We start from the raw sequence: 17,407 nt of genomic DNA, 5'->3' as shown, positions 1-17,407 counted from the left end.
CCCAATTAAACAATGTTAATGCTTGCTGATTTCTTGTAACTTTTTCAAGGCTTTCAATCCCAGACCATTCATTAGTGACTCCTTGGCTTTTTCAAAACCCTTTTTTGGGGTGGTACCCTCTACGGTGGCAATGGCTATACCGGCATTGGCGCAAACTACGTTGTTTTGGGGGTCGGTGCCCTTGCCATTTAAAATATTTAGAAATATTCGAGCGGAATCTGCGATATCTTCCCCGCCCATAATGTCTGTGGCAGCAATAGGCTTTAGCCCAAAATCCTCTGGTTTTAACATGGTTTCCGTACCGTTGGAAATGGACTTGGTTTCCCCAGTTAAGCTAATTTCGTCATAGCCGTCAAGCGCGTGGAGAATGGTAAAATTCTTGTCTGTGTTCTGGTATAAATAACCATACATACGGGCCAGTTCCAAATTAAAGACCCCAACCATCTGGTTCTTTGGGAAAGCTGGGTTTACCATGGGTCCCAACATATTAAAAAAGGTCTTTACCGCCAATTCCCTTCGTATGGGTGCGACATTTTTCATGGCCGGATGAAACAAAGGTGCGTGCAGTACGCAAATCCCAGCTTCTTCAATACTTCTGGTCAGAAAATCTGGTTCATTACTGAATTTGATACCTAAGAATTCCATGACATTACTGCTACCACATTTGGAGGATACACCGTAATTGCCATGCTTGGTTACCTTGATTCCGGCCCCAGCAGTGACAAAAGATGCCAATGTAGAAATATTAAAGGTGTCTTTTCCATCCCCGCCCGTACCGCATAAATCAATGGGGTTGTATGCAGATAAATCTACCGCAAGGCAAAGTTCCAAAAGGGCATCCCTAAAACCTTCTAGTTCATCAATGGTAATGCTACGCATCATATATACCGTTAAAAAAGCAGCTATCTGGCTGGTATTGTAATTACCCTTGGCGATATTGACCAAGACCTGTTTGGCATCCTCTTTTTCTAGGATTTCGTGGTTGATCAATCTGTTTAATGTTTCTTTCATAATCCCTATCTAAGCTCCCAATGGGAGTAATTGGTCACTGTATTTTAACAAGTCAGATTCAAACTAAATGATACTTTTTTAATTCAAAACACGAGCTCGGTTCCTGTTTTAGGAACCAGGGTAGCTTAACCAGTTTTTCAATATCTTTTTTCCTTGCGGAGTCAATACGGATTCTGGGTGAAACTGTACGGCCCGTATATCATATTCCCTGTGGCGTAAAGACATAATTTGCCCGTTTTTATCCATGGAGGTGGCCTCAAGGACTTTTGGTAAATTGGAATTTACCACCCAAGAATGATAACGGCCAACTTCAAGGGTCTTGGGCATTCCTTGGAAAATATAGTCTTCTACTACAGTAGTAATTTCCGTGGACACCCCGTGATATACTTGATCCAAATTAAGTAAGGTGCCTCCGTAAACTTCTCCGATGGCCTGCTGGCCTAGGCATACCCCAAACAAACGTTTTGTTGCCCCGTAGGTGCGGATGATTTCCTTAAGCAGGCCGGCTTCATCCGGAATACCTGGTCCCGGTGAAAGTACAATTTCATCAAAGGCATCCACTTCTGATAGGGCCAGTTGATCGTTTCGTTTCACCACTACCGCCCTACCTAAATCTTCCAGATAATGCACCAGATTATAGGTAAAGCTATCGTAATTGTCTATCATTAGGATAGCGTCCTTTATTGGCTCCCTTACATGGGAGGAACTTTTGCCAGTATGTATATTTTTGCTCATTAAATTCATTTAATTGATCTCCTCCCTAAATGTGTTGGGGAGGGATTTCTAGATGGTCTCCGCAATGTCAAGTGCTTTGTTTAAAGCACCCAATTTGTTATACGTTTCCTGTAATTCATCATTGGCATCGGAGGCTGCCACCAAGCCCGCCCCAGCTTGAAAATGCAGTTTATGGTTTTTACTTAAAAAGGTGCGTATCATTATGGCATGGTTAAAGTTGCCTTTAAAGTCCATAAACCCAATGGCGCCACCGTAATACCCCCTGCTGATTTTTTCATATTTTTCAATAAGTTGCATTGCCCTATGTTTTGGTGCACCGCTAAGGGTGCCGGCAGGGAAGGTGTCGGCCACGATTTTTAGGGTGGAAATATTGGGCTTTTTCATTCCCGTAACCTTGGAGACCAGATGTATCACGTGGGAGAAATACTGGACTTCCCGGTACGTTTCCACATTGACAAGGTTGCCGTTTCTGCTAAGGTCGTTCCTTGCCAAATCTACCAACATCACATGTTCGCTGTTTTCTTTATCATCTGCGGCCAATTTTTTGGCAAGTTCAGCATCCTGCTCATCGTTACCTGTTCTCTTGTAAGTTCCTGCGATGGGATGGATTTCTGCCTTACCTTCTTTTACGATAATCTGTGCTTCTGGTGAGCTCCCAAAGATTTTAAAATCGCCATAGTCAAAAAAGAACAAATAAGGAGAGGGGTTGATGGAGCGCAAAGCACGGTATACGTTAAACTCATCCCCTTTAAACCCTTGGGAAAACCGTCTGGACAACACTAATTGAAACACATCTCCACGTTGGCAATGCTTTTTGGCCTGTGCCACCTGTTCTTTAAACTCTTTATCTTCTAAATTGGTGGTCACCTCACCATCCTTAGAAAAATTATAGGATGCAAAATTCCGGACCTTTAAGGCTTGTTCCAGTTCGGGGATGTTATTTCCGCTATCATAACAATGCGCAAAAAGATAGGCATCATTCTTAAAATGGTTGATAGCGATAATATTTTGATATACCGCATAATACATGTCAGGAATCGCAACGGAGTTGGGCTTTTTCTGTAGTTTGATGTTTTCAAAGTACCGAACCGTATCATAGGCCATAAAACCAAAAAGTCCATTGGTAATAAACTTAAAGTCCTGGTCTTCTACCTGAAACTGTTGGGAAAAGGCATCCAACATCGCGGTCACCTCAGTGGCTTGGGTAATTTCTATTTGGCTTTTGGTGCCGTCTGGAAATTCCTGGGAGATTACCTCATTTTCCACTTTTATAGACGCAATTGGGTTGCAGCAGATATAGGAAAAGCTGTTATCATTGGCATGATAATCACTACTTTCCAAAAGTATGCTGTTGGGGTATTTATCCCTGATCTTTAGATAAACGCTGACCGGGGTAATGGTGTCGGCAAGTATTTTTTTAAAATGTGTCTTTAGGTTGAATGACATAGTTAACGCTATAAATTGAAAAAGGCCTGTCGTGATGACAAGCCTTTATATGATTCCATAGGGACTAGTTCACGATATGTTTCGTTTACTGTTCCACCACCAGATATTTTTTATTGTTTTCATTAGGTCAAATATAGAAATGAATTTGAAACTAACAAACAAAGTTTAGTGATAAAAAAAATCCCACTCATCACGGAGCGGGATATTTTTAGTTTTCTTTTTCCATGTAACGTTATTGAACGCCGCACAGAAAAACTCATCCTTGGGTTTTAGAATTCCAAGTCCACCACAAGATCAAACTCGTCATAGATGGTTTTGTCCCCTAGATTGTCAAAGAAGCTTCCAGAACCATATTTTACATCGTATTTGGTTCTATCCACTTTCATAGTTGCCGTTGCTTTGCTGCCATAGACAGAAACGTCAAATGTTACAGGTTTTGTTATGCCTTTAATGGTCAGGTCTCCCGTTACTTTATAGGAGTTTTTGCCATCAGCTTTTACATTTGTGAAGACCAAGCTAGACGTTGGGTTGGATGCGGTGGAGAAGAAATCATCAGAATGTAGGTGTCCGTCCAGTTTTCCTTTGGAATCTCCTTCTAAATCAGTGGTGTTTATCGTGGTCATATCCACCACAAATTCGCCACCTGTCAATTTATCGCCATCAAACATCAGGGCCCCTGATTTTAGGCTAATGGTGCCGTAGTGGGAACCTGTTACTTTGTAAGCTTTCCAAGTGACCGTACTTTTTTCGGTATTCACTTCTTTTTTGTCATCATCAATTGGGCCTGCGATTGCGGTTGCTCCAAAGACTAAGGCCAAGGCTAGTGTAAAAACATTTTTTTTCATTGTTGTCAATTAATTTAAGTGTTACTAATTTATATATGGGTAAATAATTTTTCTTTTGGTAATCTTACTTTAGGGTAATGTTGGGTCTCATCCTCTTCAGCGCGGTATCCAATGGGCAATACCACCGCAGCGTTTAAATTCTTGCCATGTAAGCCTAAGAGTTCATTGTATTTATCAGCTTCAAATCCTTCCATGGGGCAGGTATCTATTTTTAGTTCGGCCGCTGCTTGCATTAAATTGGCCAAGGCAATATAGGCCTGCTTTTCCGTCCATGTAGATTTGGTTTCAACCGGTAATTCCAGTAATTTGGATTTCATAAAATCGCCATAACCCTTAAGGCTTTCGGCCGGTATGTTTCTTGTTATGGATACATTATTTAAATAATCGTCCATCAATTCCGGGCCAAAATCGGTTTTATTGGCAAACACAATGATGTGGGATGCATCCGTAATTTGTGATTGCCCCCACGATACCGGTTTTAGTTTTTCCTTTAACTCCTGATCAGTAATCACAAAAACATGGTAGGGCTGTAGCCCATAAGAAGAAGAGCTAAGGCGCGTGGCTTCCAATAATAGCTCCAAGTCTGCGTTGGACACTTTTTTGTTGGGGTCAAATTTTTTGGTGGCATACCGCCATGTCCTATGTTCTAAGATGTTGTTCATTTTAAAATTTATCTAATAAATTGTTTAATTCCCTTAATTCCTTTTTGGTAAAATTTTTAATCGCTGTTTGTTCTGCATGTTTCATGGCCACATCCATTTCCGACAAAACGGCAGCGCCTACTTCCGTAATAAAAATTTCAACTTTGCGCCTGTTAGCGGCGCATATATTGCGCTTTACATAGCCTTTCTGTATCAATTTATCAACTAGACGGGTGGTATTGCTCATCTTTGAAACCATACGGCTATTCAAAGTAGACAGGTTTGCCGGTGCTCCTTTTTGCCCCCGTAAAATGCGCAGGACATTAAATTGTTGTAAGGAAACCTCAAAAGGTTTTAATGCCTGGGCCATGAGCTCGTTTAGCTTATTGCTCACCAAAGAAAGATGGATCACCGTTCTGGTTGGCAGTGGTATTTCACTTTTGGTTTTTATAATATCCTCTACATTCATGTAGTTACAACAATTGTATATACAAATGTAAGAAGGTGTAACTTGGTACGGAGAAATGACTGCGCTAAATTTTTGTTAAATAAAATGGGAACCGACTTGTTTTTATACTTTTAAAACTTAATGCAGATGTATGCGCGCAACGCTTTTCTTGTTACTTATTCTATTGATTGCAGGCTGTCGGGAGCAGAACAAACCAAAACTCGGTGCAACCACACAGGCTAAATCTTCCACAGCCAAGGAAAAGCCCTTAGATGTTCCATTCCCGGTTTATGATTACGCTGGGCTTGCGCCCTTGTTAAACCAAAAAGATGGCAAGACCCATATTATAAATTTTTGGGCCACCTGGTGTAAACCTTGTGTGGAGGAACTACCAGATTTTGAAAGAACCTTTGCCGAGCAAAAGGACAATAACGTGAGCATGACCTTGGTTAGCTTGGATATGCCTAGCATGTGGTCCAAACGTTTGGTGCCTTTTGTTAAGGAAAACGATTTAAAGGGTAACGTGGTGATTTTGGATGATCCCAAAATGAACGACTGGATACCCAAAATAGATAAAGATTGGGGTGGTGGGATACCTGCAACCTTAATTTACAACGACAATAAGCGTGCGTTTTATCCCCACGGATTTACGTATGAGGAACTCAACAAGGAACTTCTTAAATTTACTAACTAACGGAATTATTTAAACGTAATGAAAAGTCTTTTATTTGGCCTATGTTTGGTTATATGTACTACCATTGGCGCACAGGGATATAAGGTAGGGGATGTAGCTACCAATTTTTCGCTCAAGAATGTTGATGGCAATATGGTTTCCTTATCGGATTATTCACAGGCAAAGGGTTTTTTGGTGATTTTTACCTGTAATACCTGTCCCTATTCAGTGGCTTATGAAGATAGGATCAATGCCTTGGATTTTAAATTTAAGTCCAAGGGTGTTCCCGTCATTGCCATTAATCCAAATAATCCCAAAACGCAAGAAGGAGATAGTTTTGAGGCCATGAAAGTACGGGCAGAGGAAAAAGGATTTACTTTTCCCTACCTCATTGACGAAGGGCAGATAGTTTTCCCGGAATACGGTGCGCAAAGAACGCCTCATGTATTTTTGTTACAAGCCACTGCTGCCGGAAATTTGGTAAGATATATTGGTGCAATAGACGATAATTATCAGGACGCAGAACAGGTAGAGGCAACGTTTGTTGAAGATGCCGTAGAGGCAATGTTAGCGGGTCGTGAAATTCTGATAACGGAAACCAAAGCTATTGGATGTAGTATTAAAGTGTAATAAGAATTAACATACCATCTTTAAAATTAGAACTTATGGATTTGTCTCAAGAGGAATGGGCAGAACAATTAAAAAATGATGAGAATGCATTTCTTTTGGATGTTAGGACTCCAGAAGAACTGGAAGAGGGCAAAATACCCAATGCGACCAATATTGATATTTATTTAGGGCAAGGTTTTATGGATGAAATCCAAAAATTGGACCCTTCTAAAAATTACTACGTTTATTGTAGGTCCGGGAATAGAAGCGGCCAAGCCTGTGCTATCTTGCATAGTATTGGAATAAAAAATGCATACAATCTTGAAGGTGGTTTTATGAATTGGACCGGTGAGGTAGCGGACTAAAACCACACATTTTTAGTACTGGCCATGCGTGAGGACCTTTTACATTTTATTTGGAAAACCAAAAAGGTCTTACACCAAAGGTTGTACACTACGGACGGTGAAGCCTTAGAGATTCTCCAAACCGGGGAGCATAACTATTATGCAGGACCAGATTTTTTCAACGCAAAGGTGAACATTGGTGGGCAACTATGGGTTGGCAACATAGAAATGCATCTGAAGTCCACGGACTGGTACGTTCACGGCCATGAGACTGACCTTAGTTATGATAACGTAATCCTCCACGTAGTTTGGGAAGATGATGTACAAGTTTTTAGAAAGGATGGAAGTCGCATTCCCGCCCTTCAACTTAAGGATGTTCTGCCGCCATCTTTTATAGAACGCTACAAACAACTTCTTAAAAATACCACGATTAAATTCATTAATTGTGAGAAAGAGCTGGGCCAAATAGATTCCTATCTAATGGAGTCTTGGCTAGAAAGCCTGTACGTGGAAAGGTTAATGGAAAAAACCCAATTCGTTAAAGCATTATTGAGACAGTCAAAAAATGACTGGGAAGCAGTCCTGTTTGCCTTGTTAATGAAAGGTTTTGGCACCAAACGTAACCAAGAGGCCTTTCTCCAAGTTGCAGGGTCATTAGATTTTAGTACGGTCAGAAAACTGAGCAAGGATGTTTTTAGACTCGAAAGTGTTTTGTTGGGGCAGGCAAAATTATTGGACAAACAGGATGTGGCCAATCACCAATTAAAAGCCTATCAAAAAGAATATGCGTTCCAAAAGACTAAGTTTCATTTATCCAATGCCGGAGTCGTGGAGCCTTCGTTTTTTGGTTTGCGGCCAAACAATTTCCCAACTGTTCGGCTTTCACAATTGGCCAATTTGTATGGCAAAACAACCAACTTTTTTGCCGGGTTAATGGCCGCTTCCACTGTGGACGATGTTTATATTTTGTTTGACGTGGCCCCCTCTGAATATTGGAAATCGCATTACACCTTTGGTAAGACCTCTAAATCGAGTGCCAAGAAACTTTCCAAAAGTTTTGTAGACCTTCTCATTATCAATACGTTGATACCTTTAAAGTTTACGTACTTCCAAGAACAAGGCAATGCCAAAAAATTGGAGGTTTTGGAGATGGCAAAGATGCTACAACCAGAAAAAAACACGATTATTGAATCATTTAAGCAGATGGGTTCACCTGCTGCCAATGCTTTTGAAACACAATCCCGTTTACAGCTATACAATAGGTATTGCTCCAAGAATAAGTGTTTGCAATGTAAGGTTGGTGCTGCGCTATTAAACAAGAATAGTTAATTTTACATATGCGTTGGATATACGATTTGTTGTATTATTTTCAGAAAAGGGGTTTTGAGGTGTGTAGGCGCATAGCGGAACGTTGGGGCATCAGGGCAAGGGTGGTGCGCACTACGTTTATCTATTTAACCTTTGCCACCTTAGGTTTTGGATTTGCACTGTATCTTTTTATTGCCTTTTGGTTAAAAATTAAGGATTTAATTTATGCCAAACGCACTTCCGTTTTTGATTTGTAACCTATGATACGTCTTTTTAGATCAAAACTCACCATTGCATTTTCGTTGATGTTATTGATTTTTGCCATTGGTGTGGTAGGGTATAGGATTATTGCAGACTATTCCTGGGTAGAATCTGTTTACATGACCATTATCACGGTCACCACTGTAGGTTTTTCGGAAGTCCGCCCGCTAGATGCCAATGCCCAAATTTTTACCATTTTTTTAATCGTAAGTAGTGTTTTTATCTTTGGTTTTGCCATCTCGGTAGTCTCGGAGTATATCTTAAGTAGAAATTCATTAGAAGTATTAAAACGAAAACGGGTGAAAAATAGAATTAATAGTTTAACCGGTCATGTGGTTGTTTGCGGGTACGGCAGGAACGGCCAGCAAGCGGCCCAAAAACTAATGGCCTATAATGAGCCTTTTGTGGTTGTGGAAAAAGATGAAAACATAATTAAGGCCAATGAAGATGAGGTTTTGTTTGTCCAAGGCGATGTAAATGAGGATGAGGTGCTTTTTGAGGCAGGAATTGATAGGGCCAAATACCTGGTAACCGCACTGCCGGATGATGCCAGTAACTTATTTGCAGTGTTATCGGCAAGGCAGATGAATGAAAACTTGTTCATTATCAGTCGCGCTTCTAAAATTACCTCCGTCAAAAAATTAGAGTTTGCGGGAGCCAATAAGGTGGTCATGCCAGATAAAATTGGGGGAGACCATATGGCATCATTAGTGGTGATGCCAGATTTGGTAACTTTTATGGATAAACTATCAGTAGAAGGGGAGCATACGACCAACCTAGAGGAGGTGGAGATCGAGGACTTTCAAGGGCAGCTGAACTGCAACTCCATTAGGGATTTGGATTTACGAAGAAAAACAGGCTGTACCATTATTGGGTACATCACTCCCGGTGGCAATTATATCATCAATCCAGAGGCGGATTTAAAGTTGGAACCCAAAGGCAAGATCATTGTACTTGGACGTGCCGAGCAGATAGATAAGCTAAACCAAATGTTTCAGTTAGATTAACAGCGGATTTACATGCTTACCTCCAGTCCGTTCCAGAAATCATCAAAGCGGTAGAGATTTAAGGTAAATAAGTTGCTGGCCTGGTTGTCCCAATTGTTGGCATAAATTTGATTCCGATAGTTTTTTTTAAGATATTGTCAACTTATCAACTAACTAAAATATAAGAATGAAATTCTTTTTAACGGTATTTGCAGTATTCTTTAGTTCCTTTTTGGTTTCCCAGAGTTTAACGGTTACCGGGAAAACACTAAACCCATCTAGTAACATCAACGATGGCGTTATTGAGGTGCAGGTAGAAGGTGGTGTGGAGCCCTACACTTACAAATGGAGCAATCAGCAGACTTCGCTTCGTTCAAACAAAGCTACGGGACTGGTAGAAGGTATTCCCTATAATGTGGTCGTTACCGATGCCAATGGGGAAAGTGTAACCAAAGTCTTTAAGGTAAAAACGGAGGCCATTACGGAGGTCTTTAATGGTACTATGACTCCCGCCGTTAGCGCCCTGGGCTCGGTTCTGTTTTGGGACCCTTTTGCAGCTATTGGGATTTATGATCCGGTAGCCTACGCAGATGTCAAAAGAATAGCCATACCCAATTGGTCTCCCGATGTGGAAAATGCCTACGTTTTAAAAAAGTGGTTAAAGAAAGCGGGGGCAAAGGTTAAAAAGGGGGATGCCATTGCTGTGCTATCCAACGCTAAAAGTGCAGATGTTACCATAACCTCCTCCGCTAAGGGAGTCTTGAATCACTTAACCAAGGAAGGGAATGTGATATACGATTCCAATAATCCGGAGGACGTGATTGAACAAGGGGCACATTTTTTTGCAGAAATTGTTTATGATGAACCGGAGGTAATTACCCACCCCAATGGGGACCCAGTGACCAAGGATATTCCATTTATTGTGATATGGTTGGTGTTGGGTGCCACTTTTTTCACTATTAGAATGGGCTTTATCAATATCAGGGGATTCAAACATTCCATTGATTTGGCCAAGGGTAAATATGACGATCCAGAAGCGCCAGGGCAGGTAACCCACTTCCAAGCATTGGCCACCGCCGTGTCCGGAACTGTAGGATTGGGAAATATAGCCGGTGTTGCAGTAGCGGTTTCCCTTGGTGGTGCCGGAGCAACATTTTGGATGATCGTTTGTGGGTTATTGGGAATGTCTTCCAAATTTGTAGAATGTACCTTAGGTGTAAAATATCGAGATATATTACCTGACGGACGTGTTTTTGGTGGCCCAATGAACTATTTGCGGTATGGTTTGGAAAAAAGGAACATGAAAGGCTTTGGAAAAGTTTTGGCCGGCCTATTTGCAGTTCTTGCCGTGGGGGCCTCCTTTGGTGGTGGTAATATGTTCCAAGCCAATCAATCCTTTGAGCAGTTGGCGGGCCAGTTCCCCGTTTTGGAGGGAAATGGATTTTGGTTTGGGGTCATCACCGCTATTTTGGTTGGAGTGGTCATTATTGGCGGTATTAACAGTATTGCAAAGGTCACCGGCCGGGTTGTTCCGATTATGGCCTCCATTTATATTGTTGCGGCTTTGGCGGTTATTATTATGAACATTCAAAATATTGGTCCTGCCTTTTCAGCGATTATCGATGGTGCTTTTAGTCCCTCTGCCCTAAAAGGCGGTATCATAGGTGTTCTGGTGGTTGGTTTTCAACGTGCGGCATTTTCCAATGAGGCAGGGGTGGGGTCTGCGGCAATTGCCCATAGTACGGCCAAGACCAATCATCCTCCTTCCGAGGGTTTTGTAGCCTTATTGGAACCATTTATAGATACCGTAGTAGTCTGCACCCTCACTGCATTGGTATTAATTTTTACTGGAATGCACGAGGTAGAGGGTATGGCGGGTGCACAGTTAACCTCTGATGCCTTCGCTAGCCAAATTTCATGGTTCCCTTACGTGCTTGCACTTGCAGTGTTTTTGTTTGCCTTCTCCACCATGATTTCTTGGTCTTATTACGGAATGCGGGCCTGGACCTATTTGTTTGGAAAAAGTAAAAGAACAGAGTTTATTTATAAAATGGTGTTCTTGGTGTTTGTTGTGGTGGGTGCCTCCGTAAGTTTGGGCGCTGTTCTCGATTTCTCTGATATGATGATTTTAGCCATGTCCTTCCCCAACATTATTGGCTTGTATATCATGTCTGGCGAGGTACGCGGAGATTTACGAGAGTACCTAAGGAAGCTCAAGAGCAATCAATTATTCAAGAAACAACAGGCTGCCGAATAACAGCTTAGGACACTATGGATAAGTTTTGGTCCCACTTTCGTTTCAACAAACAAGAACGGAGTGGGATTTTCTTTTTGTTGCTCCTTATAGTAATCCTGGTTTTTGCTCTTTATTTGTACAGAAAACGTTTCGTACGTTCGCCATTTGCCACCGTGGTGGTGGATACGGTTGAACAGGCACGAGTCGATAGTTTAATATCGATAAAGAAAAAAGAAAAAATCAGCAATAACTATCCATTCAACCCCAATTACATTAGCGATTATAAAGGGTATATGCTAGGAATGTCCATTGACGAAATTGATAGGCTTCATCAATTTAGAAAGACGGGTAGTTTTGTTAACTCGGCATCTGAATTTCAGAAGGTAACCTTGATTTCAGATTCCTTACTCTCAGTTTTGGCCCCAAACTTTAAATTTCCGGAATGGGTGACCAATAAATCATCCAACCATGCCTCAAAAAACAAAACCAAAGGGAACAATCAAATCAAGGACATTAATTCAGCAACTCAAGAAGATCTGAAAATGATAAGAGGTATTGGTGAAACCCTCGCTGCCAGAATCCTAAGATTCAGGGATCGCTTAGGAGGGTTTAGACATTTGGATTTGCTCTATGATGTTTATGGATTGGATAGTACGGTCGTAAAAGAAATAAGAAAGGGTTTTCAAATTCAAAGTAAACATCAAGGTCCGGTCTTAAACCTTAATGAGGCCTCAGAAGAAGAAATGTCAGATTTTGTCTATTTCGGTAAGTCCAAGGCAAGGAAGATAGCCGCATATCGTTATGCCAAGGGCAAGATTGACTCGCTGGAAGATTTGTTTAACAATATTGGTATACCGATAAACAAAATAGATAGAATAGCATTATATTTGTCACTCTAAACAATGCAGTATGACGAGCATGTACTTCACTGAAGAACATCAACTTTTCCGCGAAAGCTTAAGGGATTTTTTACAAAAAGAAGTGGTTCCACATATAGATAAGTGGGAAGAAACTGGGACCATAGAACGTTTTATTTGGAAGAAGTTTGCCGAGATGGGATACTTTGGACTATCCACTCCAGAGGAGCATGATGGTCTAGGGCTAGACTTATTCTACACGGTGATCCTCTTGGAAGAATTACAACGTATCAATTCCGGTGGTTTTGCCGCAGCTATTTGGGCCCATGTTTATTTGGCCATGACCCATTTGAACAAAAATGCAAATGAAAGCCAGAAGCAAGCCTATTTGATTCCCAGTGTGCATGGCGATAAAGTTGGCTGTTTAGGTGTAACTGAACCCTTTGGCGGGAGCAATGTAGCTGGTATGAGAACCACTGCTGAGCGTAAAGGTGACCATTACGTTATAAATGGCTCCAAGACCTTTATCACAAACGGGGTGTATGGAGATTACATTATTCTGGCTGCCAAGACTGATGTACATGTTGGAAACAAGGGAATTAGCCTGTTTATTGTGGATAGGCACGCAGCGGGGGTTACCGCGAACAAATTGAACAAGTTGGGCTGGCGCGCCTCGGATACCGCGGAGTTGGCTTTTGATAACGTAAAGGTCCCCATAGAAAATCTTTTGGGCGAGGAAGGGGTAGGATTCACATTTATCATGGAAGCTTTTGCCCTAGAACGTTTGATTATGGGGGTAAACGCACATGCAAGGGCAGAGTTTGCCTTAGAGTATACCTTACAATACATGTCAGAGCGGGAAGCTTTTGGTAAAACCATAGACCAATACCAGGCATTAAGACACCGTTTGGTAGATATGTATGCGGATGTAGATATGTGCAAGCAATACAATTATGCCGTAGTGGGCAAATTGGACCGTGGCGAGTATGCGGTAAAAGAGGCCACAATTTCCAAATTAAAGTCCACCAAGATAGCAGATGAGGTCATCTACAATTGTTTGCAGTTTTTGGGTGGTTACGGTTACATAGAAGACTATCCACTTGCACGAATGTTAAGAGACAGTAGATTGGGACCAATTGGTGGCGGCACCTCAGAAATTTTAAGGGAAATCGTTGCCAAAATCATTATTGATAAAAAGGAATATAAAGTCCCAAGGTAAAAGGATAAATTTTATTTTGCTTATCCACTTTTAAAAACGGAATAGATTTGTATATTTGCACGCCTGTAAATAACGGGAAAATAAAAACTTAAAGAGAGGAGGTTGTAGCCAATGTTAATAATACCAGTTAAAGAAGGAGAGAACATCGATAGGGCTTTAAAGCGTTTTAAACGTAAGTTTGACAAAACAGGAACCATGCGCCAATTGCGCAAGCGGCAACAGTTTACCAAACCCTCTGTAAAGCGAAGGGCTGAAATCCAAAAGGCAGAATATATTCAAGGCCTTAGGGATAAAGAGGAGATTTAAACCCTTTTCTAGAGATATAAAAAAATCCCGTTTCCATGGAAACGGGATTTTTTATGTTTTTACCTTTCCTCATTCGACTACTGTATCGTGGTCTTTTTTGTTGCTATTAAAGGGTTTAGCTTTAGATTTTTATTATGATATCCCAAAAAATACCCAAGTATCCCATTTCTTGGAATTTGGTTACATTTGAGTATGTCCAAAAACGCATTTTTATCCTACCTTTCCAAAGAAAAGAATTATTCTGGGCATACCGTTGCAGCTTACCAAACGGATATAGAAGAGTTTAGCGCATTCTTAGCGCAACATCATGATGGCCAACTGTTGGAAAACGTCGCTTATCCTTTAGTACGTGATTGGATCGTATTCTTAGTGGGCAAAGGAGTCAGTAATAGAACGGTCAACAGAAAAATAAGTGCATTAAAGGCATATTACAGGTTTTTACAAAAATCAAATGTGATCGATCATAATCCTTTGGGGAAACATCGTGCGCTTAAAGTTGAAAGAAAAATAGAAATTCCCTTTTCTGTCGCCGAAATGGAGACGGTGTTGGCCAGCTTGCCTTTTGAAAAGGATTTTGAAGGATATAGGGACCGCTTGGTGATAGAGTTACTGTACGCCACAGGAATAAGACGTGCAGAACTGGTTAACTTAAAATGTGCTGATGTAGATTTGGCCAATAACACTATCAAGGTATTGGGTAAGCGAAATAAGGAACGCTACTTGCCTATACTATCCCAATTAAAAAATACGCTAAACGATTATCTTTTGCATCGTAATTCCTTGGGCTTTATTGAAAATGATGCTTTTCTTCTATTAACAAAAAACGGTCATAAAATATACGAAACCCTTGTTTACAGGGTTATAAATAAGTATCTTGGGTTAGCATCTGTAAAGGTAAAAAAGAGCCCTCATATTTTAAGGCACACCTTTGCCACACATTTGTTGGGAAAGGGGGCAGATTTAAATGCCGTAAAAGAATTATTGGGACATGCAAGTTTGGCTTCCACACAGGTATACACCCACAGTAGCATATCCGAGCTTAAGCGGGTGCACCAAACTGCACATCCTAGAAGTAAGGAATAACGTTATAATTTTCTAATTTGCCCTATGGGGCTAACTAAAACCTAAGCATATGAAGGTAAATACACAGTCTGTAAATTTTGTGGCCGACGGTAAATTATTGGACTTTGTTCAAAACCGCATGGATAAACTTGAAACTTTTTATGATAAAGTTATCAATGCCGATGTCTATTTAAAGGTGGAAAATACCAGTGAAAAAGAAAATAAAATTGTAGAGGTAAAGGTGCATATTCCCAGAGATTATTGTGTGGTAAAGAAACAATGTAAAACCTTTGAAGAGGCTGTGGATTCAGCATGTAGTTCTTTGGAAAGACAGCTCGTAAAAAAGAAGGAAAAAATGAGGGCCCACGCCTAGATAAAATTTTCTGTTATTTGTTTTGATTCAAAAAATAAATATTTACATTTGCAGTCCGTTAGAAATAGCGGGCTTTTTTTGTGTCAAAAAGTAATGAAAAGCCGATGTAGCTCAGCTGGCTAGAGCAGCTGATTTGTAATCAGCAGGTCGTGGGTTCGAGTCCCTCCATCGGCTCTAGTTAAAGTTTTGAAGCTAAAAAAGAAAAGTCTTTGAAAGATACGTTCACCGTGCAACAAAGGCCTCAAAGTTCATATTTTATTGAAGTAAAAATAATGGGGAGATACTCAAGCGGCCAACGAGGGCAGACTGTAAATCTGCTGACTATGTCTTCGCAGGTTCGAATCCTGCTCTCCCCACTTATTGGATTTTTATTGCGGGAGTAGCTCAGTTGGTAGAGCGTCAGCCTTCCAAGCTGAATGTCGCCGGTTCGAACCCGGTCTCCCGCTCAATAGTTCCTGCGAAGGCAGGAATCTCTTCCTTTAACGTATGAAGAGATGTTAAACACTTTACGCCGGTGTAGCTCAGGGGTAGAGCGTTTCCTTGGTAAGGAAGAGGTCACGAGTTCAAATCTCGTCATTGGCTCAAAAAAAAGATAGGGTTAACATTGATATGTTGATTTGTTTTTCTAGAAGTGACCTAGGGGTCACGCCTGCCTGCCGGCAGGCAGGAGTTCAAATCTCGTCATTGGCTCAAAAAAAAGATAGGGTTAAACTGATATATTGATTTGTTTTTCTTAACGTGGCCTTTTGGTCGCCGCTGCCAGTGGTCAGTGTAAATTTCAAATCGCATCAAAGACTCATAAACGATTTTGTACACTAATATAAACTAAGATTAAAATCACTTTAAAATGGCAAAGGAAACTTTTGATCGTTCCAAACCGCACTTAAATATTGGTACTATTGGACACGTAGATCACGGTAAAACCACATTGACTGCAGCTATTACAACCGTATTGGCCAATGCAGGATTGTCTGAGCTCAGAAGCTTTGACTCAATTGATAATGCTCCTGAGGAAAAGGAAAGGGGTATTACCATTAACACCTCACACGTGGAGTACCAAACAGAAAACCGTCACTATGCCCACGTTGACTGTCCAGGTCACGCGGATTACGTAAAGAACATGGTTACCGGTGCTGCTCAGATGGACGGTGCCATATTGGTTGTTGCTGCAACTGACGGTCCTATGCCACAAACAAGGGAGCATATCCTTCTTGGACGCCAAGTTGGTATTCCAAGAATTGTTGTTTTCTTGAATAAAGTGGACATGGTTGATGACGAAGAGCTACTAGAGCTTGTAGAAATGGAAGTAAGGGAATTACTTTCGTTTTACGAGTATGACGGTGATAATGGACCTGTGATTTCTGGTTCTGCACTTGGTGCATTAAACGGGGAACAAAAATGGGTTGACACCGTTATGGAGTTGATGAAAGCTGTTGATGAGTGGATTGAACTTCCAAAGAGGGATGTTGATAAAGACTTCCTAATGCCAGTTGAAGATGTATTTACTATTACTGGACGTGGTACGGTAGCTACCGGACGTATAGAAACAGGAGTTGCCAATACTGGTGATGCTGTAGACATCATTGGTATGGGTGCGGAAAAGTTAGCTTCCACCATTACTGGTGTAGAAATGTTCCGTAAAATCCTTGATAGGGGTGAAGCTGGTGATAACGTAGGTATTCTGCTAAGAGGTATTGAAAAGTCAGACATCAAAAGAGGTATGGTAATCTGTAAGCCAGGTTCCGTAAAGCCACACGCCAAGTTTAAGGCTGAGGTCTATATCTTGAAAAAAGAAGAAGGTGGTCGTCACACCCCGTTCCATAACAATTATCGTCCACAGTTCTATGTAAGGACAACGGATGTTACTGGTAACATTGGGTTGCCTGATGGTGTGGAGATGGTAATGCCTGGTGACAACCTAACCATTAATGTTGATTTGATTCAGCCTATTGCCCTTAGTGTAGGTCTTCGTTTCGCTATCCGTGAAGGTGGTAGAACCGTTGGTGCTGGTCAGGTTACAGAAATCTTGGATTAATATCCTGAATAA

The 17,407-nt window shown here is 41.1% G+C and carries 19 protein-coding genes and 4 tRNA genes; 17 read left to right on the top strand and 6 right to left on the bottom strand.

Annotation, left to right across the window (positions count from 1 at the left end; translation table 11 throughout):
• Window positions 1-15: 15 nt before the first annotated feature.
• From trpD to I595_RS10540, 6 genes are all read right to left on the bottom strand, one after another.
• Window positions 16-1,011, bottom strand: coding sequence for an anthranilate phosphoribosyltransferase (trpD, locus tag I595_RS10565; protein ID WP_054559383.1), 996 nt, complete (start codon window positions 1,009-1,011; stop codon window positions 16-18).
• A gap of 108 nt (window positions 1,012-1,119) precedes the next feature.
• Entirely contained in the window at window positions 1,120-1,677 is a 558-nt protein-coding gene (locus I595_RS10560) for an anthranilate synthase component II (RefSeq protein ID WP_054559455.1), read from the bottom strand.
• A 117-nt stretch (window positions 1,678-1,794) separates the two neighbouring features.
• Complete coding sequence (locus I595_RS10555) at window positions 1,795-3,192, bottom strand: anthranilate synthase component I family protein (protein WP_054559382.1); 1,398 nt, start codon at window positions 3,190-3,192, stop codon at window positions 1,795-1,797.
• Between the two features lie 269 nt (window positions 3,193-3,461).
• The gene (locus I595_RS10550; RefSeq protein WP_054559381.1) at window positions 3,462-4,037 is read right to left on the bottom strand and encodes a YceI family protein; all 576 of its coding nucleotides are present in this window, start codon (window positions 4,035-4,037) and stop codon (window positions 3,462-3,464) included.
• 29 nt (window positions 4,038-4,066) lie between these two features.
• Window positions 4,067-4,699 (bottom strand): NAD(P)H-dependent oxidoreductase, encoded by a 633-nt coding sequence (locus I595_RS10545; protein ID WP_054559380.1) that lies wholly within the window; start codon window positions 4,697-4,699, stop codon window positions 4,067-4,069.
• A gap of 1 nt (window position 4,700) precedes the next feature.
• On the bottom strand, window positions 4,701-5,147 hold the full coding sequence (locus tag I595_RS10540) for a MarR family winged helix-turn-helix transcriptional regulator (protein ID WP_054559379.1): 447 nt from the start codon (window positions 5,145-5,147) through the stop codon (window positions 4,701-4,703).
• 130 nt (window positions 5,148-5,277) lie between these two features.
• Between I595_RS10540 and I595_RS10535 the strand changes: the two genes are divergently transcribed.
• The 17 genes from I595_RS10535 (at window position 5,278) to tuf (ending at window position 17,395) form a co-directional block, all read left to right on the top strand.
• Window positions 5,278-5,820 (top strand): TlpA disulfide reductase family protein, encoded by a 543-nt coding sequence (locus I595_RS10535; protein ID WP_054559378.1) that lies wholly within the window; start codon window positions 5,278-5,280, stop codon window positions 5,818-5,820.
• An 18-nt stretch (window positions 5,821-5,838) separates the two neighbouring features.
• Complete coding sequence (locus I595_RS10530) at window positions 5,839-6,429, top strand: thioredoxin family protein (protein ID WP_054559377.1); 591 nt, start codon at window positions 5,839-5,841, stop codon at window positions 6,427-6,429.
• Window positions 6,430-6,464: 35 nt separating this feature from the next.
• Window positions 6,465-6,773 (top strand): rhodanese-like domain-containing protein, encoded by a 309-nt coding sequence (locus I595_RS10525; RefSeq protein ID WP_054559376.1) that lies wholly within the window; start codon window positions 6,465-6,467, stop codon window positions 6,771-6,773.
• 24 nt (window positions 6,774-6,797) lie between these two features.
• Complete coding sequence (locus tag I595_RS10520; protein WP_054559375.1) at window positions 6,798-8,081, top strand: DUF2851 family protein; 1,284 nt, start codon at window positions 6,798-6,800, stop codon at window positions 8,079-8,081.
• An 8-nt stretch (window positions 8,082-8,089) separates the two neighbouring features.
• Window positions 8,090-8,317 carry a PspC domain-containing protein gene (locus I595_RS10515; RefSeq protein ID WP_054559374.1) on the top strand — a complete coding sequence of 76 codons (228 nt, stop codon included), beginning with the start codon at window positions 8,090-8,092 and terminating at the stop codon, window positions 8,315-8,317.
• 3 nt (window positions 8,318-8,320) lie between these two features.
• Entirely contained in the window at window positions 8,321-9,328 is a 1,008-nt protein-coding gene (locus I595_RS10510; protein WP_054559373.1) for a potassium channel family protein, read from the top strand.
• Window positions 9,329-9,494: 166 nt separating this feature from the next.
• Window positions 9,495-11,564 (top strand): amino acid carrier protein, encoded by a 2,070-nt coding sequence (locus tag I595_RS10505; RefSeq protein WP_054559372.1) that lies wholly within the window; start codon window positions 9,495-9,497, stop codon window positions 11,562-11,564.
• A 14-nt stretch (window positions 11,565-11,578) separates the two neighbouring features.
• Window positions 11,579-12,442 carry a ComEA family DNA-binding protein gene (locus I595_RS10500; protein ID WP_054559371.1) on the top strand — a complete coding sequence of 288 codons (864 nt, stop codon included), beginning with the start codon at window positions 11,579-11,581 and terminating at the stop codon, window positions 12,440-12,442.
• Window positions 12,443-12,452: 10 nt separating this feature from the next.
• Entirely contained in the window at window positions 12,453-13,619 is a 1,167-nt protein-coding gene (locus I595_RS10495) for an acyl-CoA dehydrogenase family protein (protein WP_054559370.1), read from the top strand.
• A gap of 111 nt (window positions 13,620-13,730) precedes the next feature.
• Entirely contained in the window at window positions 13,731-13,925 is a 195-nt protein-coding gene (gene rpsU / locus I595_RS10490; RefSeq protein WP_054559369.1) for a 30S ribosomal protein S21, read from the top strand.
• Between the two features lie 192 nt (window positions 13,926-14,117).
• Entirely contained in the window at window positions 14,118-15,008 is an 891-nt protein-coding gene (locus tag I595_RS10485; protein WP_054559368.1) for a tyrosine-type recombinase/integrase, read from the top strand.
• A gap of 49 nt (window positions 15,009-15,057) precedes the next feature.
• Window positions 15,058-15,360: a ribosome hibernation-promoting factor, HPF/YfiA family gene (gene hpf / locus I595_RS10480; RefSeq protein WP_054559367.1), complete on the top strand. Its 303-nt coding sequence runs from the start codon at window positions 15,058-15,060 to the stop codon at window positions 15,358-15,360.
• 100 nt (window positions 15,361-15,460) lie between these two features.
• A tRNA-Thr gene (locus I595_RS10475) sits at window positions 15,461-15,534 on the top strand.
• Between the two features lie 100 nt (window positions 15,535-15,634).
• Window positions 15,635-15,716, top strand: a tRNA-Tyr gene (locus I595_RS10470).
• A 17-nt stretch (window positions 15,717-15,733) separates the two neighbouring features.
• Window positions 15,734-15,806: transfer RNA gene (locus I595_RS10465), tRNA-Gly, on the top strand.
• Window positions 15,807-15,870: 64 nt separating this feature from the next.
• Window positions 15,871-15,942: transfer RNA gene (locus I595_RS10460), tRNA-Thr, on the top strand.
• Between the two features lie 265 nt (window positions 15,943-16,207).
• Entirely contained in the window at window positions 16,208-17,395 is a 1,188-nt protein-coding gene (gene tuf, locus I595_RS10455) for an elongation factor Tu (protein WP_054559366.1), read from the top strand.
• The last annotated feature ends 12 nt before the right edge of the window (window positions 17,396-17,407 follow it).

Origin of the sequence: Croceitalea dokdonensis DOKDO 023 (genome assembly GCF_001306415.1) — a bacterium.
In the GTDB taxonomy this organism is placed as follows: Bacteria; Bacteroidota; Bacteroidia; order Flavobacteriales; family Flavobacteriaceae; genus Croceitalea; species Croceitalea dokdonensis.
The sequence above is the reverse complement of the archived record's forward strand: the minus strand, read 5'-3'. Positions and strand labels throughout refer to the sequence as shown.